The organism is Pseudoalteromonas sp. FUC4 (genome assembly GCF_008370255.1).
In the GTDB taxonomy this organism is placed as follows: Bacteria; Pseudomonadota; Gammaproteobacteria; order Enterobacterales; family Alteromonadaceae; genus Pseudoalteromonas.
This window is the reverse complement of the sequence record NZ_SEUI01000001.1, coordinates 1,100,858-1,123,242: the sequence shown is the minus strand read 5'-3', so window position 1 is coordinate 1,123,242 and position 22,385 is coordinate 1,100,858. Positions and strand designations below refer to the sequence as shown.

The 22,385-nt window shown below is 40.5% G+C and carries 14 protein-coding genes; 12 read left to right on the top strand and 2 right to left on the bottom strand.

What is annotated here, in order from left to right:
- The first annotated feature begins 38 nt into the window (after positions 1-38).
- The 6 genes from EU510_RS04985 (at position 39) to EU510_RS04960 (ending at position 12,156) form a co-directional block, all read left to right on the top strand.
- A complete protein-coding gene (locus EU510_RS04985; protein ID WP_149592519.1) occupies positions 39-2,843 on the top strand; it encodes a TonB-dependent receptor in 2,805 nt (934 codons plus the stop codon).
- Positions 2,844-2,947: 104 nt separating this feature from the next.
- On the top strand, positions 2,948-4,441 hold the full coding sequence (locus EU510_RS04980) for a tryptophan halogenase family protein (RefSeq protein ID WP_149592518.1): 1,494 nt from the start codon (positions 2,948-2,950) through the stop codon (positions 4,439-4,441).
- On the top strand, positions 4,441-6,297 hold the full coding sequence (locus EU510_RS04975; RefSeq protein ID WP_149592517.1) for a glycoside hydrolase family 13 protein: 1,857 nt from the start codon (positions 4,441-4,443) through the stop codon (positions 6,295-6,297). Before EU510_RS04980 ends, EU510_RS04975 begins: the two co-directional genes overlap by 1 nt.
- 89 nt (positions 6,298-6,386) lie before the next feature.
- Positions 6,387-8,243, top strand: coding sequence for an alpha-amylase family glycosyl hydrolase (locus EU510_RS04970; RefSeq protein WP_149592516.1), 1,857 nt, complete (start codon positions 6,387-6,389; stop codon positions 8,241-8,243).
- Complete coding sequence (locus tag EU510_RS04965; RefSeq protein WP_149592515.1) at positions 8,236-9,732, top strand: MFS transporter; 1,497 nt, start codon at positions 8,236-8,238, stop codon at positions 9,730-9,732. The genes EU510_RS04970 and EU510_RS04965 overlap by 8 nt, the downstream gene beginning before the upstream one ends.
- Before the next feature lie 9 nt (positions 9,733-9,741).
- Positions 9,742-12,156: a glycoside hydrolase family 15 protein gene (locus EU510_RS04960; protein WP_149592514.1), complete on the top strand. Its 2,415-nt coding sequence runs from the start codon at positions 9,742-9,744 to the stop codon at positions 12,154-12,156.
- Between the two features lie 246 nt (positions 12,157-12,402).
- Here EU510_RS04960 and EU510_RS04955 read toward each other — a convergent pair whose 3' ends face one another.
- Positions 12,403-13,422 (bottom strand): LacI family DNA-binding transcriptional regulator, encoded by a 1,020-nt coding sequence (locus tag EU510_RS04955; protein WP_149592513.1) that lies wholly within the window; start codon positions 13,420-13,422, stop codon positions 12,403-12,405.
- Positions 13,423-13,713: 291 nt separating this feature from the next.
- On the opposite strand from EU510_RS04955, the gene glk reads away from it, so the two are divergent.
- From glk to EU510_RS04925, 6 genes are all read left to right on the top strand, one after another.
- The gene (gene glk / locus EU510_RS04950) at positions 13,714-14,706 is read left to right on the top strand and encodes a glucokinase (RefSeq protein ID WP_149592512.1); all 993 of its coding nucleotides are present in this window, start codon (positions 13,714-13,716) and stop codon (positions 14,704-14,706) included.
- A gap of 38 nt (positions 14,707-14,744) precedes the next feature.
- Positions 14,745-15,758 carry a LacI family DNA-binding transcriptional regulator gene (locus tag EU510_RS04945; RefSeq protein WP_149592511.1) on the top strand — a complete coding sequence of 338 codons (1,014 nt, stop codon included), beginning with the start codon at positions 14,745-14,747 and terminating at the stop codon, positions 15,756-15,758.
- A 335-nt stretch (positions 15,759-16,093) separates the two neighbouring features.
- The gene (gene edd / locus EU510_RS04940; protein WP_149592510.1) at positions 16,094-17,944 is read left to right on the top strand and encodes a phosphogluconate dehydratase; all 1,851 of its coding nucleotides are present in this window, start codon (positions 16,094-16,096) and stop codon (positions 17,942-17,944) included.
- A gap of 33 nt (positions 17,945-17,977) precedes the next feature.
- Positions 17,978-18,598 carry a bifunctional 4-hydroxy-2-oxoglutarate aldolase/2-dehydro-3-deoxy-phosphogluconate aldolase gene (eda, locus tag EU510_RS04935; RefSeq protein WP_149592509.1) on the top strand — a complete coding sequence of 207 codons (621 nt, stop codon included), beginning with the start codon at positions 17,978-17,980 and terminating at the stop codon, positions 18,596-18,598.
- Between the two features lie 9 nt (positions 18,599-18,607).
- Entirely contained in the window at positions 18,608-19,612 is a 1,005-nt protein-coding gene (gene gap, locus EU510_RS04930) for a type I glyceraldehyde-3-phosphate dehydrogenase (protein ID WP_149592508.1), read from the top strand.
- Between the two features lie 205 nt (positions 19,613-19,817).
- Entirely contained in the window at positions 19,818-20,942 is a 1,125-nt protein-coding gene (locus tag EU510_RS04925; RefSeq protein ID WP_149592507.1) for a sterol desaturase family protein, read from the top strand.
- Positions 20,943-21,021: 79 nt separating this feature from the next.
- On the opposite strand, the gene EU510_RS04920 is transcribed toward EU510_RS04925, so the two are convergent.
- A complete protein-coding gene (locus tag EU510_RS04920) occupies positions 21,022-22,344 on the bottom strand; it encodes a leucine-rich repeat-containing protein kinase family protein (RefSeq protein WP_149592506.1) in 1,323 nt (440 codons plus the stop codon).
- Positions 22,345-22,385: the final 41 nt, after the last annotated feature.

Below are 22,385 nucleotides of genomic sequence, written 5' to 3'. Positions count from 1 at the left end.
GAACGCGGGTATCACAATATGGGTAACGGGAAAACATTATGTCTATGTTCAAACCAAGTATATTAACTTTGGCATTAACAGCTGCAGGCTTATCAAGCTTTGCTACACAGGCTGCTCAAGAAGATACAATAAAAAAAGATGATGTAGAAGTTATCGAAGTTAAAGGCTTTCGTGGCAGTGTGGTTGAGTCTATTAACACTAAACGCTTCTCTACTCAGGTTGTAGAATCAATATCAGCTGAAGATATTGGTAAACTACCAGACTCTTCAATTGCTGAATCGATTGCGCGTTTACCTGGCTTAACAGCGCAGCGCTTAGATGGCCGAGCAAGTCGTGTCTCTATTCGTGGTTTTGGTGAAAACGAAAGTGGTACTACATTTAATGGTCGTGAACAGGTATCGATTGGTGATAACCGTGGCGTAGAATTTGACCTTTACCCATCAGAAATAATGAGCGGCGTTACTGTATATAAAACGCCTAACGCAAGTATCGAAGCCGAAGGTATTGCGGGTGTTATTAACATGCAAACCGTGCGACCTTTAAGTAAAGGCGAGCGTGTATTCCAAGTTAATGGCCAATACGAGCAAACCAGCTTTGATAAACTAAACCCAGACGGTAACGACGATGGTTACCGCGGTACTATTTCATACATTGATCAGTTTGCTGATGACACCATAGGTGTTGCATTTGCACTAAACACCATGAGCTCACCAAACCAAGAAAAACGCTGGAACTCTTGGGGTTACCCTGAATTTACCGCTGACGATGGTAATACGTACTCAATTTTAGGTGGCGCTAAACCATTTGTGCGTTCATCGACACTTGAACGTGATTCAGCCATGCTCGTACTTGAAGCGGCACCGACTGACAAACTAAATATGACGTTTGATGCATTATATGTAGATTTTACAGATGAAAAGATCTTACGTGGTATCGAAATTCCATTCGCGTGGGGACAAGGTAGTATCGACTCAAACAGTGTAGTAGTTGATGAAGCATCAGGCTTTATAACAAGCGCTGTAACCCAAGGTCAGCGTGTTGTAGTTCGTAACGATTATGAAGAGCGTGAAGCAGAATTAACCGCATTTGGTTTTAATACTAAATACGATATTGACGATTCTTGGTCAGTTGAATTTGATGCAAGTTACTCGCATGTAGATCGTAAAGTGTGGAGCCTTGAAAGTTACTCGGGCACAGGGCGCGGTGATTCACGTGGTGTTGCAGATAATCTAGGCTACACTTTTAATGGCAGTAATACTGGTGCTACGTTTACTCACGATTTAGATTACAGTGATTACAGCTTAATTCAGTTAGGCGGTCCTTTATCGTGGGGTTCAAGCAAGGCCTTAAATAATCAATATGGTTTAATTGATGCTGATGGAAATGACATTTCTGGTTATAAAGATCAGGCACAGGATGGATTCATAAATGCACCAACGATTGAAGATGAGCTGTCTACGTTAAAACTAGCTGCATCTAAAGTATTAGATAATGAATACTTCAGCTCAATTGAGTTTGGTATGTCTTATAAAGAACGCGAAAAAACAAAAGATTCGCAAGGTTTCTTTATGACGTTATCTGGCTTTTCGCTTGATAACCCTGGCATGCTAGCTGTGCCAGAGCAATATCGCATGGGTAGTGTTGACCTAGGCTTTATTGGCATGGGTGACATGATTGCTTACGATGTTAATGGGTTAGTAAATGACGGTTACTACAGTTTGTTAGATGAAAGCTTAACGAATACGAGCCATTTAACAAAATCGTGGACGGTAAAAGAAGAAATCACCTCAGTATTTGCACAGGCTAATATTAATGCCGAAGTAAGCGGCTTAGCACTTACTGGTAATGTGGGTGTACGTTATGTTCATACCGACCAATCATCGCAGGGTAATGCATTTAACACCGTTGATGATATTGTGGTTGCATCACCTACAAATATTAGCCACGATTATTCTCACGTTTTACCAAGCTTAAACTTATCACTTGCGATTGATGAGCAACAAACAGTTCGCTTTGGTGCGGCTAAAACAATTTCTCGTGCACGTTTAGACGAAATGAATGCATCTATTGATGCATCATATAATACTACACAGGATGAAAATGGTAACTACTGGTCTGTATCGGGTGGTAACCCTAACCTAGAGCCAAAAGAAGCAACTGGTTACGATTTAACGTACGAAAACTACTTTAGCGATGAAGGTTACTTTTCTGCTGCATTTTTCTATAAAGACTTAACCCAGTGGATTTTTGATGGTAAATACGCAATTGATATGTCAGGTGTTGCAGATCCATCAACAGGTGAAATACCAGCAACATCTGAGGGTACAGGTAGTGGTAAAATAAATGGCGGTGGCGGTGACCTATACGGTTACGAGTTATCACTAGCGTTACCATTTAAAGTTTTCCATCCGTCACTTGAAGGCTTTGGTTTAATTGCAAGCCACACAGGTATTGAATCTGATATTGAAGATCAAAACGGTAACGAGTACGAACTACCAGGTCTTTCAGATAAAATTCAAAGTTTAACGGTTTACTACGAGATGAATGGTATGCAATTACGTACCAGCATGCGTAAACGTAGTGCCTTTAAAGGTGATGTATATGGTTTAGGTTTTAACACCGAGCAAGTAGATATCCTAGGTGAAACAATTTGGGATATACAAGCTGGGTATGACTTCTCTGAAGCCGGTGTTGAAAGCCTTGAAGGTTTATCAATTCAATTCCAAGTTCAGAACTTAACTGAAGAGCCGTTCACATCGCTTTCTGGCGATAACGCGCTCCAAGTTCGCGACTATCAAGACTACGGTCGTACTTACTTGTTAGGCTTTAGCTACCAGCTATAATAAAGGTTGTGTTTAGGAGCCCTTGTAATTTGTTTTACAAGGGCTTTTTTATAGCTATTTTATCAAACTTAACAAAGCTTTAATTTGTAAACGTGGACAATAATATGAAACCAATAAAACACGTGATAATTGCAGGCGGTGGTACGGCAGGGTGGATAGCTGCAGCTTTGCTGAATAAAGTGTTAGGTAAAGTAATTAAAATAACCCTTATTGAGTCAAGTACTATTGGCACTATAGGCGTTGGTGAAGCAACAATTCCGCCAATTATTCAACTTAACAACGCGCTGGGTATAAACGAGCAAGATTTTATAAACGCTACTAATGCATCTATAAAACTAGGAATTGAGTTCGAAAATTGGAAAACCCCCTCTCATAGCTACATGCATGCTTTTGGCTCATTCGGAAAAGATTTTCCATTTTGCGATTTTTACAACTTTTGGGTAAAGGGAAAAATTACAGGTTGTGAAGACAGCCTATGGGATTTTTCATTAAATTACCAAGCAGCTAAACGGCATAAATTTGCACCATTAAATACTATACCTAACACACAATTACCTGGCTTAAGTTATGCGTATCACTTTGACGCAACACTATATGCTGAGTTTTTAAAAAAGCTCGCAACATCAAGCGGTGTTGAGCATATTGATGCCAAAATAGAGCAGGTTGAACAATGCCCTCTATCAGGGAATATAAAATCATTAAACCTAGATAACACACAGCAGATAAATGGAGATCTTTTCATTGATGCTACAGGTCAGCGCGCTTTATTAATAGAGCAAACACTAAATACAGGCTTTGTGGATTGGTCTCATTACTTACCATGCGACAGCGCCGTTGCTGTGCAATCTCAAGGCACTGATTCGCTAAAACCTTACACGCGTTCAATTGCGCATAGCGCAGGTTGGCAATGGCAAATTCCGTTGCAAAACCGTGTGGGTAATGGGCTTGTTTACTGTAGCCGTTATTTGTCTGACGATGCGGCAACTCAGTTACTATTAAATAATTTACCCGCTGATCCCATTACGGCGTCACGCGTTATAAAATTTAAAACAGGACGGCGCTTAAAGCAGTGGCATAAAAACGTGGTGTCGGTTGGTCTTGCTAGTGGTTTTTTAGAGCCATTAGAGTCAACCAGTATTCATTTAATACAAAGTGCCGTAACCCGTTTAATAAAGCTGTTTCCGCATAATGGTATTAGCGATGCGTTAGTTGCAGAGTTTAATAAGCAAAGCGTGATAGAAATAGAGCACATACGCGATTTTATTATTTTGCATTACAAACTGACGGAGCGAGAAGATTCTGTTTTTTGGCGCCAGTGTAAGCAAATGGAAATCCCCGATTCGTTGGCTCATAAACTCAATTTATTTAAACACACAGGTAAAGTAGTACGTGAAAACGATGAACTATTTGCAGAGGTTGCTTGGCAGCAAGTGTTTATAGGGCAGGGCCTTATACCCGATGATTACAATAGTATTGTTGACTCATTAAGCAGTGAACAACTTAACGATTTATTTTTTACATTAAAAACGCTTATTACCTCAACGGTAGAACAATTACCTACTCATAAAGATTTTTTAGCAAAAATTAAAAAGGCCTAATGATGCGATTTTTAAACACACTTTTACTTGTAAGTGCGTGCAGCCTACCAACTATTAGCTATGCACTTGACGTTGAACCTACCAATTGGTGGGTTGGCATGAACAAAAATACCATAACCATCATGGTGCATGAGCAAAATATTGCAAACGAGCAAATTAAATTAGCTAAATATAATGGTGTTAAATTAAATAAAGTAACGCGTACTGATAACCCAAACTATGTTTTTTTGAATATTACAATTACCGACGCCGCTAAAGCAGGAACGCTTGAGTTTAACAGCAGCGAAGCGAGTCAAAATTTTGAGTTTTCACTACTTGAACGTGATAAAAACAGCGCAAAGCGCCAAGGGTTTGCATCATCCGATACTCTTTATTTAATTAACCCCGATCGCTTTGCTAATGGTGATAAGCAAAACGATAGCGTTCCTAGCATGTTAGAGGCCGCTGATCCTAGTACTAAGGGGGGGCGCCACGGTGGTGATATACAAGGTGTTATAAACGCACTTCCATATTTAAACGATTTAGGCGTTACACAGCTTTGGTTAACGCCAGTACTTGAAAACAACATGCCAGATTATTCTTACCATGGTTATGCTATTACTGACTTTTATAAAGTTGACCCACGTATGGGCTCAAATCAGTTATACAAAATGTTATCTGTAAAAGCAAAAGAGCAGGGGATAGGCTTGGTAATGGATATGGTCCTTAACCATTTTGGCTCTGAGCATACTTGGGTTAAAGATAAGCCAACTAAAGATTGGATTAATTTTAATGGTGAGTTTAATAAAGGCAAAAATGTCACCAGCCATGCGCGCCAAACCATACAAGACCCACACGCCAGTGAATACGACAAGCGCCAGTTTAACGATGGCTGGTTTGTAGAAACCATGCCTGATTTAAATCAGCGCCAACCACTGTTAAGTGAATACTTAATTCAAAATGCGATTTGGTGGATAGAATACGCCGATTTAAGCGGTATTCGTGTTGATACCTACTCTTACTCAGATAAAGCATTTTTGAGTGATTGGACAAAAGCCATTATGCAAGAATACCCAAACTTTAATATTGTTGGAGAAGAGTGGACGTCTAACCCTGCAATTGCCTCTTATTGGCAACGAGGTAAAAATAATCAAGATGGCTATACATCAAGCCTACCAAGCGTGATGGACTTTTCATTGCAAGAGGCGGTAATTCAAGCGCTCAATGAAGATGAAAGCTGGAATACGGGTTGGGTTAAAGTCTATGAGTCGTTAGCTAATGACTTTTTATACCCTGATACCAATAATATTATGGTATTTGCTGATAACCACGATATGAGCCGTGTATACACCGAGCTTGGACAAGATGCTGCAAAAACTAAAATGGCCATGACGCTATTTTTAACTACGCGCGGTATTGCGCAAATGTATTACGGTACGGAGGTTTTATTAGATAACACCCCAAGTAAAGACCATGGCGATATTAGAATCGATTTCCCAGGTGGATTTAAAGGCCAAACTCGGAATGCCTTTACGGGCGAGGGGCTAACAAAACAGCAAAAAGAGATGCATAACACCATCAGTAACTTGCTTAATTTTAGAAAAAACAGCACTGCGCTAGATAAAGGCAAGTTAGTGCACTTTACGCCTCAACAAGGTGTGTATAGTTATGCGCGTATTAGCGACGAGCAAACTGTATTGGTATTTTTGAATAAAAACAAAAAAGAGCTAACTAAGAATATTAAGCATATGCAGGAAGTAATACCAAAAAATACCAAAGCACTTAACTTATTCACCCACAAAACACAGGTGTTGGGTAATACAGTTGCTTTACCGGCAATGAGTGCAACGGTATTAATTATAAATACCTCTCAATAGTTTACCTGAATACGTATGCAGCAACTGTATGGTTGCTGCAGTAATCTTGAGTATAAAGTTAATAACAATACTGACAAAAAAGACACACAATGAAAAAATCAGTTTATGTACCCGCAGTACTTTGTAGTGCACTTATTGCTACAGGGTGTTCAGAAAACAACAAACCTGAACAACAAACACCCGCACACATGCAAAATGAGCTTACCAAGCCGGTTGTATATCAAGTATTTACCCGTTTGTTTGGTAATACCGAAACTGCCAATGTGCCATGGGGCACTAAAGAGCAAAATGGTGTAGGTAAATTTGCCGACTTTAACGATGCAGCCCTAAAAGGCATTAAAGAGCTAGGTACCACGCACGTTTGGTATACCGGTGTGTTACACCATGCGTTAGTAGGCGATTATACTGATTATGGGATTTCTCAAGATGACCCAGATGTAGTTAAAGGCAGAGCGGGCTCACCGTATGCTATTAAAGACTACTACGATGTAAATCCTGATTTAGCAGTTAATGTTACTCAGCGAATGGATGAATTTAGCGCACTTATTGAGCGTACACATAATCATGGCATGAAAGTAATTATTGATATAGTGCCTAACCATGTAGCACGAAATTACCAATCCCTTGGCAAACCTAAAGGAGTTAAAGACTTTGGCGCACAAGACGACACCACTAAAGCGTATGATAAAAATAATAACTTCTACTACGTACCCGGGCAGTCTTTTCAAGTGCCAACATCGCCAGAGTATCAAGTTTTAGGGGATAATGAGCACCCGCTTGCTGATGGCTTTTTTGATGAAACACCCGCTAAATGGACAGGTAATGGTGCCCGTGCAGCAAAACCCGATATAAACGATTGGTACGAAACAGTAAAAGTTAATTATGGCGTAAAGCCTGATGGCAGCTACGATTTTGCTCAATTGCCAAGTGAATACAAAAATAAAGATTACCGTGCTCATTATGCGTTTTGGCAAGATAAAGAGCTCCCTGACAGCTGGTACAAATTTAGAGACATTGCACTTTTTTGGCTCGATAAAGGCGTTGATGGCTTTAGATACGACATGGCCGAAATGGTGCCTGTAGAGTTTTGGAGCTTTTTAAATTCGTCGATAAAAATGCAAAAAAGCGATGCCTTTTTGTTAGCTGAAGTGTACAACCCGCTAATGTACCGTGCGTATATTCACCAAGGTAAAATGGACTACCTTTATGACAAAGTAGGCTTTTACGACACACTAAAAGCCATAATGCAGGGTAAGCAAGCTGCTAATACTATTTTTGCAGCCCAAAGCCAAGTTACAGATATTGAAGCGCACATGCTGCATTTTTTAGAAAACCACGACGAGCAACGCATCGCTAGCCCTGATTTTGCAGGTGATGCACGCTGGGGAAGACCTGCAATGGTGGTTTCTAGCTTAATTAGTCGCGCACCTACTTTATTATATTTTGGCCAAGAGGTGGGAGAAGATGGCTCAGAAAACGCAGGCTTTGGCACAGCTACACGCACCAGTATTTTTGACTACATTGGTGTACCAGCGCATCAAGCGTGGATGAATAACGGCAAGTTTGACGGCGCTAATTTAACAAAAGAGCAGTCGGCACTTCGTGATTACTATAAAGCCATTATGTCACTAAATAGTTTACCTGCTGTGGTAGGCGGTGAAATGACTGAACTTAGCGTTACAGGAAGTGAGCGAGTTGTAGGTTTTACGCGCAAACTTGGCCAACAAACGCTGTACGTTTTAAGTAACTTTAGCAAACAAGCTCAAACAATTACGGTTAATTTATCAAAAGCGCAATTAGCGACACTTAGCGAGCACACTCAATTGCATGACTTACTTGAGCAGCACAGCACCGAGATCACATCAGGGTCGAAAGGCGCCACATTTACACTCACACTTGATGCATTTAGCAGCGCAGTATTAACAAATAAGGCTAATAATGAATAATCAAAATAATAGCGACAAGCCAAATCTAAGCTTTTGGCAAATATGGAACATGTGTTTTGGCTTTTTAGGCATACAGTTTGGTTTTGCCCTGCAAAACGGTAACGTGAGCCGTATATTTCAAACATTAGGCGCCCAAGTAGATGATATACCCATTTTATGGGTTGCAGCACCGATTACCGGTTTAATTGTACAGCCAATTATTGGTTACTGGAGCGATAAAACATGGGGTCGTTTTGGCCGTCGTCGTCCGTTTTTCTTTGTGGGCGCGGTGTTAACAACGCTTTCATTATTTATTATGCCGCATTCTCCTACGCTTTGGATTGCCGCAGGCATGTTATGGATTATGGATGCGTCAATCAACGTGACCATGGAACCGTTTAGAGCACTTGTAGGCGATAACTTGCCTGAAAAACAACGTGCTACAGGTTACGGATTACAAAGCTTTTTTATTGGTATTGGTGCGGTACTAGCCTCAGCACTACCATGGATGATGACCAATTGGTTTGATGTAAGCAATACCGCAGCGCCAGGGCAAATTCCTGAGTCTGTTAAATACTCATTTTATTGGGGTGGTGTTGTGTTACTCGTTGCTGTGCTTTGGACCGTTGCACGTACAAAAGAGTATAGCCCAGAGCAATTAGCGGCTTTTGAAAAGCAAAGTGCTCAACCTAATACCAGCAAGCTGGTTGATATTAACTTTAACAAAGGCGCCATTATTTTTGTGGTGTTAGGTTTAGCAACCCTCGCATTAGTAATGGGGTTATCGCTTGAAAAAGAGCTTTACCTACTTGCTGGCGGTTTACTAGCGTTTGGTATTGTGCAGTGGATAGCGGGTGCTTTAAAAAGTGCTAATAAAACCCAAGGTGGTTTTTACCAAGTAGTACAAGATGTATTTACTATGCCAGAGGCCATGAAGCAGCTTGCATGGGTGCAGTTTTTTAGTTGGTTTACGTTATTTGCCATGTGGATTTACACCACCGCCGCGGTAACAAGCTTTCATTATGGTAGTAGCGATGCAACCTCTAAGGCCTTTAACGATGGTGCAGATTGGGTGGGTATTTTATTTGCCGCCTACAATGGTTTTGCAGCTATTGCCGCGATGTGTATTCCGTTTTTAGTTAAAAAAATGGGCTTAAAAGGCGCGCATTGTTTTAATTTATTGCTGGGCGCATTAGGACTTGGCAGCTTTATGTTTATTCAAGACCCTAAAATGTTACTTATACCTATGATTGGGGTGGGGTTTGCGTGGGCGTCTATATTATCGCTGCCTTACGCCATGTTAAGTAACGCCTTACCAAGTAAAAAAATGGGCGTTTACATGGGTATTTTTAACTTCTTTATTGTTATACCGCAGTTACTTGCCGCCAGTATTTTAGGGCTTATTTTACGCCACGTATTTTCAAATCAGCCTATTTACGCATTATTAATTGGCGCAGCCTCGTTCGTTGTTGCTGCCGTTGCGGTAATGCGCGTTAAAAATTCACATTAAGGACACACAATGAAAAAATATAACCTTATAACCGCCTCACTTTTAACGTTAGGTTTAACTGCCTGTGGCGCTCAAAACACAAGCACGACGGATGAAACTACCGCTGCACAGGTTACATCGGCGCCAGGCGCACCAGGTGCTGAACCATTTTGGGCTTACGCGGGTAAAACCGGTATTGGTACATCGTACGAGCAATACCAAAACGGCCAATACACTGATGCAGCTGCCACGGGGGATGTATCTAAAGTATGGTTTTCAATCGCTAAAGGTATGATCACCGAAACCATGTTTGGGCTTATTCACCAGGCACAAATAAAAGACATGCAGTTTGTTGTTACAGGTAAAGACTTTACCGTTAGTGAAGCTGATGAATTAGATGTCACCATAGATTACTTATACAAAGATGCACAAGGTCGCCCACTTTCTCTGGCTTATAAAGTAACTAGCACTGATAAACAAGGGCGCTTTAGCCTAGAAAAACACATTTTTACTGACCCAGATGGTCAAACATTATTTGTACGCAGTGTATTTAACACTGAGCTTGAAGGGTTAAAAGCCTATGTTGTTGTAAACCCTTATATAAACAACAACGGGTTAGGTGACTTTGCTAAAACGACTGAGCAAGGCCTTGTCGCATGGGAAGACGATAACTATTTATCACTTCAATCAGTAACCCCTTTTAAAGCTAAAACGGTAGGCTTTACGGGTGAAAGTGATGGTATTAACGCACTTAAAACAACTCAAGCGCTAAACACTCATTATACAAATACTGGCGAAACAGCAGGTAACGTAAGCATGTTGGCAGAGCTTGGTGAAATAAGCGCTAACACCACCTTCGATTTAGCACTTAGTTTTGGTAAAACGCAGCAGCAAAGTATACAACAAGGCGAGCAAAGCTTAGCAAAAGGCTATCAAGCAGTGCTTGATCACTATAACGGTAAAGGTGAAGCGCTCGGCTGGCAAGATTACTTACAAAGCCTAAAACCGCTTAATACCATGGTTGAACAAACAGCCGATAACGGTAAACTTTTATACACCAGTGCCATGGTTTTAAAGGCACAAGAAGATAAAACCAATGCCGGTGCGCTTATTGCCTCATTGTCAAACCCTTGGGGCGAAACCGTATCTGCTAAAGAAGGCTCAACCGGTTATAAAGCGGTGTGGGTGCGCGACTTTTACCAAGTAGCCATGGCATTTATGGCGCTCGGCGATACCGCCACCGCAAAAATAGCATTTGAATACCTTGAAAAAGTACAAGTAAACAGCAAAACCCCGGGCAATAACGGCGATACAGGCTGGTTTTTACAAAAAACACATGTAGATGGTGAGCTTGAATGGGTAGGTGTACAACTAGATCAAACCGCTATGCCTATTATGCTTGCTTGGAAGTTACACAAAGCCAATGTACTCAGCGATGAAGAGCTAAAAAGTTGGTACAGCAAAATGTTAAAACCAGCAGCTGATTTTTTAGTTGATGGCGGCCTTGCTAAAATTTTATGGAACGACACGCAAATTACACCACCGGCAACCCAACAAGAACGCTGGGAAGAGCAAGAAGGTTATTCGCCTTCGACTACTGCGGCAATAGTCGCTGGCCTTATTACAGCCAGTGATATAGCAACGCTTAGTGGCGATTATAAAAACGCGCAGCGCTATCTTGCTACGGCTAAAAAATACAGCAGCGATATTGAATCGCAAATGTTTACTACTAAAGGTAACTTAAAAGGCCAGAATAGCGATGGCGAATACTTTATTCGTATAGGCCAAGATACCGATGCAAACTCAAACACTAAAATTAACGCTAATAATGGCCGCGAAGGGTTTAATAAAAAGCAAATTTTAGATGGCGGGTTTTTAGAGCTAGTACGCTATGGCGTACGTAGTGCTAACGACGAAAGCATTGTTAAAACACTGCCTGAGTACGATGACGAAACGCTTGAAGATAACCTACAAGTTAAATACAGCTTTAGCTTTGACGACGGCAGCGGCACATTTGCAGGCTACCGTCGCTACGGTAATGATGGCTACGGCGAAGATGAAGTTACGGGCACAAACTATGCCGAGGGTGGCAGTAATACACCAGGCCAACGTGGCCGTGTATGGCCATTTTTTACAGGCGAACGTGGTCATTATGAAATTGCAGCAGCCAATGCCAGCAATACATTCAATGACGTAAAACAAGCGCAAATTAAAAACAGCTATGTTAAAGGCTTGGAGCAATTTGCCAATAATGGTCTTATGTTACCAGAGCAAGTATGGGATGGTGTAGGTGTAAATAAAGCTGGGTATGAGCTAGGCGAGGGCACAAACTCAGCAACGCCACTTGCATGGACTCATGCAGAATACATTAAGCTTGTACGCTCACTCAGTGATGAACAAGTATGGGACTATTATCCGGTGGTTGCCGAGTCTCTAAAACACTAATATATAATACCAATTCGCTTAATTAAGTGAGCTATTTTGAGGCAGGCAAAACGTGTTGATAGCTAGGCAAAAAATTCGCTATTTAGTTGTTCTAAATAAGAATTTTTTAACGCAGTTAGCGACACGTTTAGTCCCGCAAAATGATTAAGTATTATTGCGGATTGGTATAAAATGCTGCAGTTATTAAAAAAGCTTCTAAATTTATTTAGAAGCTTTTTTGTTATATTGAAATTTTATTAGAATATTTTAACTGCTACTTTTTCGTGAAATTAATACAGGTGGAAGTAGGGTACTTTGAACTTCTTCACCACGTATCAGTTTTAATAGGTTTTCTACTAACATTTGCCCAGCAATAGTGGTGTTTTGCTCTATTGTGGTTAGTGGTGGGTTTACATAACTCGCAATGGCTATGTTATCAAAGCCGACTACCGCAACATCTTTTGGCACGTTAATATTTGCTTCTTTAAGTGCGCGTATAGCCCCAATAGCAATTAAGTCACTTGCAGCAAATAAGGCGTTAAATTTAATATTATTAGCAATTAATGAACGTGTGGCGTGATAGCCAGATTCTTCAGTAGAGATAGCATTAGCCATTTTACGCTCATTTATTTTAACGTTGTTAGCCCATAGCTCATCTTTAAAACCCTGAAAACGACTAAAAAATTCGGGGCTGTGATCAGAGGCATCACCAATAAAAGCGCAATCAGTTCTACTATGTGCAATAAAGTGCTCAGCGGCGAGCTTACCGCCACCGTAGTTATCGCAACAAACAGTTAAATCGGGACGGTTATCTACCGTTGCTCCCCAACAAACAAACTTAGTGTTTTGTTCAAGTAAGGTGTTAAATTTTGGTTGGTAATCAATGTAATCGCCATACCCGAGTAAAATAATGCCATCAGCTCTGTGGCTGTCTTCGTAGTCTGCTTGCCAATCAGCACTGGCCGATTGAAATGAAACTAATAAATCGTAACCTTCTTTAGCGCAAGCACGGGTAATACTGCCAAGCATGGCTAAAAAGAAAGGATTTATTTGGGACTCGTCAGAGGTGGGATCTTCGAACAACAATAATGCAAGCGTACTACTTTGTTGAGTGCGAAGGTTACTCGCATTTTTATCTACTTTATAATTAAGCTTTTTAGCTATATCGAAAACACGCTTGCGTGTTTCTTCATTAACAAGGTGGCTGTTACGTAAAGCGCGAGATACAGTTGATTGAGATACCCCTGCATAGTGGGCAATATCAAATGAGGTAGCTTTACCTTTCATTGTTACAACTTAATTAAATTGATAAATAATTGTGTCATTTTCGTTTATTGATGAATAATTTCAAGCTTTTTGTGAATTAACGTATATTTTTATTGATAAATTCCTGACACCGGTGTCATAATGTCAGTGTTTTATCATTTTGTTGTCAAAACGTATTCGCTGTCTATATCTTTTATAGGCAGCATTTTTTACTGTGATAGCTACTTTGAGGTGATAGCTCAAAGTATAAATAACAATGGTACACCATTGTAAAATAATAAGCATGAGTCGCTTAACAAAAGAGATAATACTATGAGCCCAAACGCTTCTGCCCAATTTGATCCCATCTTAGTTGCTGATGTTGGCGGCACTAATGCCCGCTTTGCTTTAATAACTGCTTTTAATGAACAGACTAACCAATTTATAATAGAGCACATTAATATTTTTCCTAGTGCCAATTTTGGTTCTCTTGAAAGTGCGCTTGAGCAATACTTACAAACAGTCCCGCATATTTCACCCAAACGCGCATGTTTAGCCGTTGCAGGGCCAATAAAAGCCGGGCAAGTGCATTTAACCAATTTAGGTTGGCATTTTAGCGTCAGTGAATTTAAAACTCATTTTGATTTACAGCAACTTGAAGTCATTAATGATTTTGCTGCCTTTGCTTACGCTGCACCTTACTTAGATCCTAAACAAAACGTCATTGTTAAATCAGGTCAAGCTGATGATAACGCAAACATTGGTGTTATAGGTCCTGGTACTGGTTTTGGTGCCGCGTGTTTAGTTAGAACGTCCCAATCTACCGCAGTGTTGAGTTCAGAAGGGGGGCATATATCACTTGCACCTGTTAATGAACTCGATACTTTATTATTAAATGAGTTACGTAAAGATCATCCCCATGTTTCTATCGAAACAGTATTTTCAGGTCCTGGCATAACGCATTTATACAAAGCAATGTCTGCGGTCAAGGGTGTAACAGCTAAAAATTTAGATGCCGCACAAATTAGCAGCCTAGCGAATAGTGGTGAATGTGACGTGTGTGATGCAACCTTAAACCAGTTTTGTGATTGGATTGGCAGTGTTGCTGGCGATCTAGCCGTAGTTTATGGCGCCTTAGGTGGACTATTTATCGGCGGTGGAATACTACCTCGTATGCAAGTAAGACTTCTTGAGAGCCGTTTTGTTGAACGATTTTCGCAAAAGGGTATTATGTCGCAGTACGCAGGGCAAATCCCTGTAACACTCGTAACACAAGATAATATTCCGCTTATTGGCGCTGCTGCGTGTTTACACAATAGCAAATAGGGCTTTGGTCTTACAGGTTGTATTTGGATAATGGATAGATGAAAAAAGTAACCATAAATAGTGTAGCAAGCCATGCAGGGGTTTCTAAAAAAACCGTATCACGCGTTTTAAACAATGAGCCTAACGTAAGTGCCGCGACCCGAGAAAAGGTGCTTGCGGTATTTAAAGAGCTTGATTACACCCCAAATCCAATTGCACGAGGTCTTGCTCAAAATCGTAGCTTTATTATTGGCTGTTTATACGATAACCCAAGTAAAAGTTATATTACCCGAGTGCAAACGGGCGCCTTAGAAGCGTGTAAAGAAAACAATTATAATTTATTGATACACCCTTGTGAGTTTCGTGGTGAAGCACTTATAAATAATATTGAACAATTACTACAAACTTCTCGATTAGATGGCATTGTATTAACGCCTCCTTTTGGGGATTTTGCTAAACTCGTTTCCTTTTTAAAATCTAAAAAAATCCCTTACGCAAGAGTTGCATCGGCTTTACTACAAGATGATTCAATTTCTGTGCGTAGCAACGATGAGCAAGGCGCATTTGAGATTACCGAGCATTTAATTAACCTCGGTCATAAATCGATAGCCTTTATTAAAGGGCACCCAGATCACAGTGCCACGCAACAACGTTTTAAAGGTTACAGGCGTTCACTTGCAAGCCATGGTATAGAATTTGACGAGCGCTTAGTCGAGGAGGGTAATTTTAGTTATCACTCAGGTGTAGATAGTGCACGTAGTATTTTAGATTTATCACCTAGGCCAACCGCTGTATTTGCATCAAACGATTACATGGCGGCAGCCGTACTTAAATTAGCAACTCAGCGCCAATTAAAAGTGCCTGATGACATTTCAATAGCTGGGTTTGATAATGCACCCATTGCACGTCATATTTGGCCTGGGTTAACAACGATTGCACAGCCCGTTGAGGAAATGACAAAACAAGCCGTAACACAACTAATTTCACACATAGCTCAACCACAAGAGCAGCCGTATCAGGTAACGCTTGAGTCGCGCTTGATTACACGTGAGTCAACCTCTGCGATAAAATAGTGAGTTAAGGATATTTTCACAGTAGCCCGAATATGAGTGACGCTTATTCGGGCTTTTTTTACTCTGATCTTGCTAAAATATACTTTGTGCCTAAAAATGAATTAGGTCATTATTCGGTCATGTTAAAATATTAGACTATTTTTGTTACCTAGGGTTGACACCGGTGTCATTGCTATGCGTTAATACAGTGACACCGGTGTCAGGGTTGTTGTGAGAGGCTCCCTGGTAGCGTACCTTTGAACGGGTAAATCAAAGATGCTCAGTACAGTTATTTACGTGGAGTCTGTAGTTGCTACTGAGCCTTTATCCTCTAACTAATAGAGATGAGTTAAATTATGTTACATCCTCGTATTCAAGAAGTTACCCAGCGCGTTATCGAACGCAGTAAAAATACCCGTCAAGATTATTTAGAACGCATTTCACACGCAAAAAAACAAACAAGAGTTCGTGCCGGTTTAGGTTGCGGCAATATAGCCCATGTTATGGCTGCTTGTAGCAGTGATGACAAAGCGCGCTTAAAGGCTGATGAGCAGCCAAATCTTGCTATTATCAACTCATATAACGATATGCTTTCGGCTCATGTGCCATACAAAGATTACCCAGATTTAATTAAAGACATTGCTACCAAATTCGATGCTACAGCACAAGTTGCTGGTGGCGTTCCTGCAATGTGTGATGGTGTTACGCAAGGGCGTGACGGCATGGAACTTTCACTTTTTTCTCGCGATGTAATTGCTATGTCTACAGCAATTTCTCTTTCGCACGATGTGTTTGATGGCGTTTTTTGTTTAGGTGTTTGTGACAAAATCGTCCCGGGTTTATTAATTGGTGCATTGTCGTTTGGTCATTTACCTGTGTTCTTTTTACCAGCAGGTCCAATGCAATCAGGTATTCCTAACAAAGAAAAAGCACGTATTCGCCAAAAGTTTGCACAAGGTTTAGTAAGCCGCGAAGACTTATTAGAAGCTGAAAGTGCGTCTTATCACAGCGCAGGTACGTGTACGTTCTACGGTACTGCAAACTCAAACCAAATGTTAATGGAAATAATGGGCTTACACCTTCCTGGTAGCTCGTTTATTAATCCTTACACAGAGCTTCGCGATGGTCTTACAGGTAATGCTGTAGAAACAATGCTTAAGCAACTTACAGATGATAAAGACAGTCCGTGTTTAGCCGATGTGATCAGTGAAAAAACGATCATAAACGGCTTAGTAGGCCTGCTTTCTACAGGTGGTTCTACTAACCATGCCATTCATATTGTTGCGATAGCAAAAGCGGCGGGCATTCAGGTTACGTGGAAAGATATGTCTGATTTATCAGAAGTTGTACCATTACTTACACGTATTTACCCTAACGGCTCAGCTGATGTAAACCATTTCCAAGCAGCTGGCGGTATGGGTTTCTTAATGCGAGAACTAGCAAGCGCTGGTTACTTACATACAGATGTTAAAACAATGTTGGGCGATGGCCTTGCGCCATACATGACAGAGCCTCGTTTGGATAAAGACGATAGCTTGATCATGAGCGACTCAACTGGCCCAACTAAAGTTAAATGGGTAGATTGCCCAGCAAACTCGCACGATGAAGAAGTACTTCGTCCAGTGAGTAACCCATTTAGTAAGCAAGGTGGTTTGCAACTTCTAACGGGTAACTTAGGTAAAGCTGTCATCAAAGTGTCAGCTGTTGCTGAAGAACATCAAACCGTTACTGCTCCTGCAAAAGTATTTAGCTCGCAAGGTGCTCTGCAAGACGCATACACGCGTGGCGAATTAAACCAAGACTTTATTGCCGTGCTAAAAGAGCAAGGCCCTAAAGCGAAAGGTATGCCAGAGCTACATAAATTAACGCCAGTAATGGCAACGCTTCAAGATGAAGGCTTTAAAGTAGCCATTGTTACTGACGGCCGTATGTCGGGCGCATCAGGTAAAGTACCTGCTGCTATCCACTTAGCACCAGAAGCAGTAGAAGGTGGCATTATTGCTAAAATCCGAGAAGGTGATTTAGTAACGCTTGATGCGCCAAACGGAATTTTAAAAGTACACGTTAGCGACGAAGAACTTGCTAAACGTGAAGCAGAACTTAGCCTGCCAAGTGCAACATTTGGTACAGGTCGTGAATTATTTACTGGATTTAGAAATATCGTAAGCAGTGCCGATTTAGGCGCGAGTGCTTTTGGACTTGAATAAATATTAGCCATACTGGGTAATGAGGAACAAGTAATGAGTATTGAAAAAATCTTAGCATCGGCACCCGTAGTGCCAGTGGTTGTAATCGAAAAATTAGAAGATGCAGCACCACTTGCAAGAGCGTTATACAACGGTGGCTTAAAAGCCTTAGAAATAACACTACGTACACCTATTGCTGCAGAAGCTGTAAAGCTAATGAAAGCAGAAGTACCTGAAGCTTATGTAGGCACTGGTACGGTAGTAGATAAGGTGAGTTTTGATCTTTCGGTTGCCGCTGGTGCAGATTTTATGGTGAGTCCAGGTGTTAGCGACGAGCTTATTGCTTTAGCTAAAACATCAGATATACCATTTTTACCAGGCGCTGCAACTGCAAGTGAAGTTATGCAACTTGCGTCGCATGGTTTTAAGTATTTAAAATTCTTCCCCGCAGAAGCTGCCGGCGGAACAGCAATGCTTAAATCAATCGGTGGCCCATTACCACATATTACTTTTTGCCCAACTGGCGGCATTAGCCTAGCAACTGCACCTAACTATTTAGCGCTTAACAACGTTATTTGTGTGGGTGGTACGTGGATGCTAGATAAACAACTAATTGAAAATAAAGACTGGCAAGCAATTGAAGCGCTTGCTCGCCAAGCAAGTGAACTTAAATAGGAGTCTAAAATGATTAATGTAGCAATTAACGGTTACGGCCGTATCGGTAGAAATGTTTTACGTGCACTTTATGAGTCAGCTCAAAACAGCGAAATTAAAATTGTAGCAATTAACGATTTAGCACCAGCTAACGTAAATGCACATTTAACGCAATATGATTCAGTTCATGGTCAATTTTCTAAAAAAGTAACGCTTGAAAATAACACTATGCTAATTGGGGATGACGTAATTACGTTAACGCAAGAGCGTGATCCTGCAAACTTACCGTGGAAAGAGCTAAACGTAGATATCGTTTTAGAATGTACTGGTTTTTTCACTAAACGTGATGACGCTGCAAAGCACATTACTGCAGGCGCTAAAAAAGTAATCGTATCTGCTCCAGGTACTGGTTTAGATGCAACAGTAGTACATGGTGTAAACAGCGACGTAATTAATGCTGATAGCAATATCATTTCTAACGCTTCTTGTACTACTAACTGTTTAGCGCCAATTGCAAAAGCAATTAACGACACAGTAGGTATTGAACAAGGTAGCATGACGACTATTCACGCTTACACAAACGATCAAAACTTATCTGACGTTTACCACCCAGATTTATACCGTGCGCGTAGTGCAACTCAATCTATGATCCCAACTAAAACAGGTGCTGCGGCAGCTGTTGGTTTAGTATTACCAGAACTTGCTGGTAAATTAGACGGTATGTCTGTACGTGTTCCTACAATCAATGTTTCTTTAGTTGATTTTACGTTTATCACTAAGCGTGATACGACTGCAGAAGAAATCAATGCAATCATGAAAGAAGCAGCAACGGGTTCAATGAAGAGTATTTTAGAATATAACGAGCTTCCGCTTGTTTCTATCGACTTTAACCATAACCCAGCGTCGTCAATCTTTGATGCAACGCAAACTAAAGCCAATGGCAAACTAGTTAAAGTAATGGCTTGGTACGACAACGAGTGGGGTTTCTCAAACCGCATGTTAGACCAAGTTAAAGCATTAGGTCAGTACTTATAATTGACCTTATAAAAGTTTAGCTTTATCCAACCAAGCCACGCATTGCGTGGCTTTTTTGCGTTTGGTTTATCTGTATATTTGCAATTCAAAATTAGGAGGGAACTATTTGTATTTTTTATACCCTAAATTTTGTTAATATGTGGGTGTGTTAATCAATGGAATTTCGTTGTATTTAATCAACTCAACGACGCAAGGAATAATAAAAATGATCAGAGCTTTATCGCGAAAAGTATTTCGCACAAATCATCTTCAGATAGGTGAGGGCAACATAAGTGGCTACATAGCCTGCTTTTTAGCAATACTGAGTTGCTTAGGCGTATTAGCGTTTCACTTTCCTGAATACTTAACGACACCAGAGCTTAGAAAAAGCTACAGCGTCGACTTTTTACGTCAGCTTATGTTTGCATCATTATTGGTCTCGGGCAGTTTAGGATTACTTAACTTTGTACGTAATACCAATAAGCGTTTAGGGGCTACAGCGTGGTTTTTTATTTTACTCGCTATCATGTTTGGCGGACCAAACGTTGAAGTAAACGAATTTGCTACCGACACACCTTACATAGGGCTTGATTGGTTTATTTTAGATTTACTCGGCTCAACACTCATATTTATTGTTATTGAAAAGCTACTACCCCATCGAAAAGAGCAAAAAATATTACGTAGCGAGTGGCGAGGCGATTTAAACCACTTTTTTGTAAATCATTTAATTATTGGTTTTGTATTACTCGTTACTAACCACTTTGTGCATTATGGCTTTGGCTGGGCTGTATCATCTACAGTACAAGGTTATATAGAGCAAACTCCCTTTGTAGTGCAGTTGTTTTTAATAATACTCGTGGCTGATTTAATGCAGTATTGGGTGCATCGTGCCTATCACGAAGTCCCTTTATTATGGCGCTTTCATGGCGTACATCACAGTGCTAAAGAAATGGATTGGTTAGCGGGCTCTCGCCAGCATATTCTTGAAATACTCGTTACCCGCAGCTTAGTGCTCACGCCTATATTTGTACTTGGTTTTTCACAGCAAATAATTAGTTTGTACGTAATAATTGTGGGTTTACAGGCTGTGTTTAACCATGCAAATGTACGTGTGAAATTTGGCTGGCTAAAGTATTTTATGGTTACACCGCAGTTTCACCATTGGCATCATGCGTCAGATAAAGCCGCGATTGACCGAAATTACGCTGCACATTTTTCGTTTTTAGATTATGTGTTTGGTACTGCTGTTAAAGGCCAAAAAGAGTGGCCACAAGCGTATGGCGTAGTCGGGGATTACATGCCCGTAGGTATGCTTAAACAACAGGTTTACCCGTTTAAGCGCACTAAATAAGTGCGAAAAATCCGAATAAACATAAAATAAAAGCGAGCAAGGTGTTACATTTTGCTCGCTTGTATTATTAATATTAAACTTATTTTAGCTCAACTAATAACTCAGTAAATGTTGGCCTTTGATTTAATGCAGGTTGCATCGCACATTTTGCCATATCGGACATTTTAACAAAGAGCTCACTTTGTCTATCATCGCCAGTTACCGTGCCTAATAAGTCTTCAATTAAACACCCTAATGCACGTACTTCAATTAACTCGATTTGCTTTTGTTGATAATCACTTAGCATGGCTAAGTTTGTGGCTGCACCAAAATCACCAAATAATACATCAGCATCTTTGTTTATCATGGTGTTATGCGCATACACGTCGCCATGGCTTACTTTACAAATATGTAAGTGATGCAGCGTACTTACCATTTGCTGTGCAATTTTTAAAATAGAGTGAGTTGAGTAATGGCAATCATCATCAAAGGTATCACGCGTACAGGTTTCAAGGCTTGGAGGCAGGCCTAAATTAGTAAAGCTTTTATCTATTAGCTCCATCACTAAACCTAGCTGATCACTTTGCTCTATGTAGGCAAGTACCTTAATTAAATTAGCGTGATCGCCTGCTTGTAAGCAGCAATTTACTTCATCAAGCGGGTAGCCGTCGCTGGTAATTGCGCCTTTAAATAATTTAATAGCTACAGCGCTATCAGCTGCTTGCGCTAAATGAATAACGCCCGATGCACCTTGGCCAATAACATGACTAAGTGTGTAATCGTTAAGAGGTTTATTTTCTAAGCTGCTTTTTGTAAGGCACTGGGCTTTATTAAAATCGTTACCGGCAAACGCAAGCCAAGCAAGTTTAGGCAGGTCAAACAGCCAGTCGTCTACGTGTGTTAAGTTATTAGCAGAGAGCCTAACAAGCTCAAGGTTTTTACACTGCGCCATGCTACTTGGCAGTTGCTTAAGTTGATTGCCCGCAAGCGCGAGCTTTTTAAGCTGGGTATAATTACCAAAATCTTCAGGCAATTCGCTTAACGTATTATCGGTGAGTATTAGCCACTCAATATTTTTTGGCAGGCTGTTTAAAGCAAATTCAGAAATTTGGTTACCTTTAAACGCGACCATAATTAAAGCAGGGCATTTAGCGAGCACTTTAGGAATATGCTTAAACTGATTAAACGATAAAAACACACGCTTCAGGTGTGTTAAACAGGCAAATTCATCAGGTAGTGTTGATAATTTATTATTTGATAAATCAAGAACTTCAAGCGTGTCAGCTAAGCTAAAAATTTCTTCAGGAAATGTCGTTAGCTCTTCTACCAATTGCAGGCGAGTAACACCAACAAGTTTGCCACTTTTAAGCTCTTTAAGGGAGTTCATATTAATACCATGTTCTAAAAATGAAAAAGCCAACATAGCTGTTGGCTTAAAGTCGTTCTAACTTACTAAATTGTTCT

What these genes read in the sequence shown, in the direction of transcription:
- eda (WP_149592509.1), top strand. Translation starts at nt 17,978, where the DNA reads ATGAGTATTGAAAAAATCTTAGCATCGGCACCCGTAGTGCCAGTGGTT.
- EU510_RS04955 (WP_149592513.1), bottom strand. Translation starts at nt 13,422, where the DNA reads ATGAAAGGTAAAGCTACCTCATTTGATATTGCCCACTATGCAGGGGTA.
- EU510_RS04985 (WP_149592519.1), top strand. Translation starts at nt 39, where the DNA reads ATGTCTATGTTCAAACCAAGTATATTAACTTTGGCATTAACAGCTGCA.
- EU510_RS04975 (WP_149592517.1), top strand. Translation starts at nt 4,441, where the DNA reads ATGATGCGATTTTTAAACACACTTTTACTTGTAAGTGCGTGCAGCCTA.
- EU510_RS04965 (WP_149592515.1), top strand. Translation starts at nt 8,236, where the DNA reads ATGAATAATCAAAATAATAGCGACAAGCCAAATCTAAGCTTTTGGCAA.
- EU510_RS04980 (WP_149592518.1), top strand. Translation starts at nt 2,948, where the DNA reads ATGAAACCAATAAAACACGTGATAATTGCAGGCGGTGGTACGGCAGGG.
- EU510_RS04945 (WP_149592511.1), top strand. Translation starts at nt 14,745, where the DNA reads ATGAAAAAAGTAACCATAAATAGTGTAGCAAGCCATGCAGGGGTTTCT.
- EU510_RS04925 (WP_149592507.1), top strand. Translation starts at nt 19,818, where the DNA reads ATGATCAGAGCTTTATCGCGAAAAGTATTTCGCACAAATCATCTTCAG.
- gap (WP_149592508.1), top strand. Translation starts at nt 18,608, where the DNA reads ATGATTAATGTAGCAATTAACGGTTACGGCCGTATCGGTAGAAATGTT.
- edd (WP_149592510.1), top strand. Translation starts at nt 16,094, where the DNA reads ATGTTACATCCTCGTATTCAAGAAGTTACCCAGCGCGTTATCGAACGC.
- glk (WP_149592512.1), top strand. Translation starts at nt 13,714, where the DNA reads ATGAGCCCAAACGCTTCTGCCCAATTTGATCCCATCTTAGTTGCTGAT.
- EU510_RS04970 (WP_149592516.1), top strand. Translation starts at nt 6,387, where the DNA reads ATGAAAAAATCAGTTTATGTACCCGCAGTACTTTGTAGTGCACTTATT.
- EU510_RS04920 (WP_149592506.1), bottom strand. Translation starts at nt 22,344, where the DNA reads ATGTTGGCTTTTTCATTTTTAGAACATGGTATTAATATGAACTCCCTT.
- EU510_RS04960 (WP_149592514.1), top strand. Translation starts at nt 9,742, where the DNA reads ATGAAAAAATATAACCTTATAACCGCCTCACTTTTAACGTTAGGTTTA.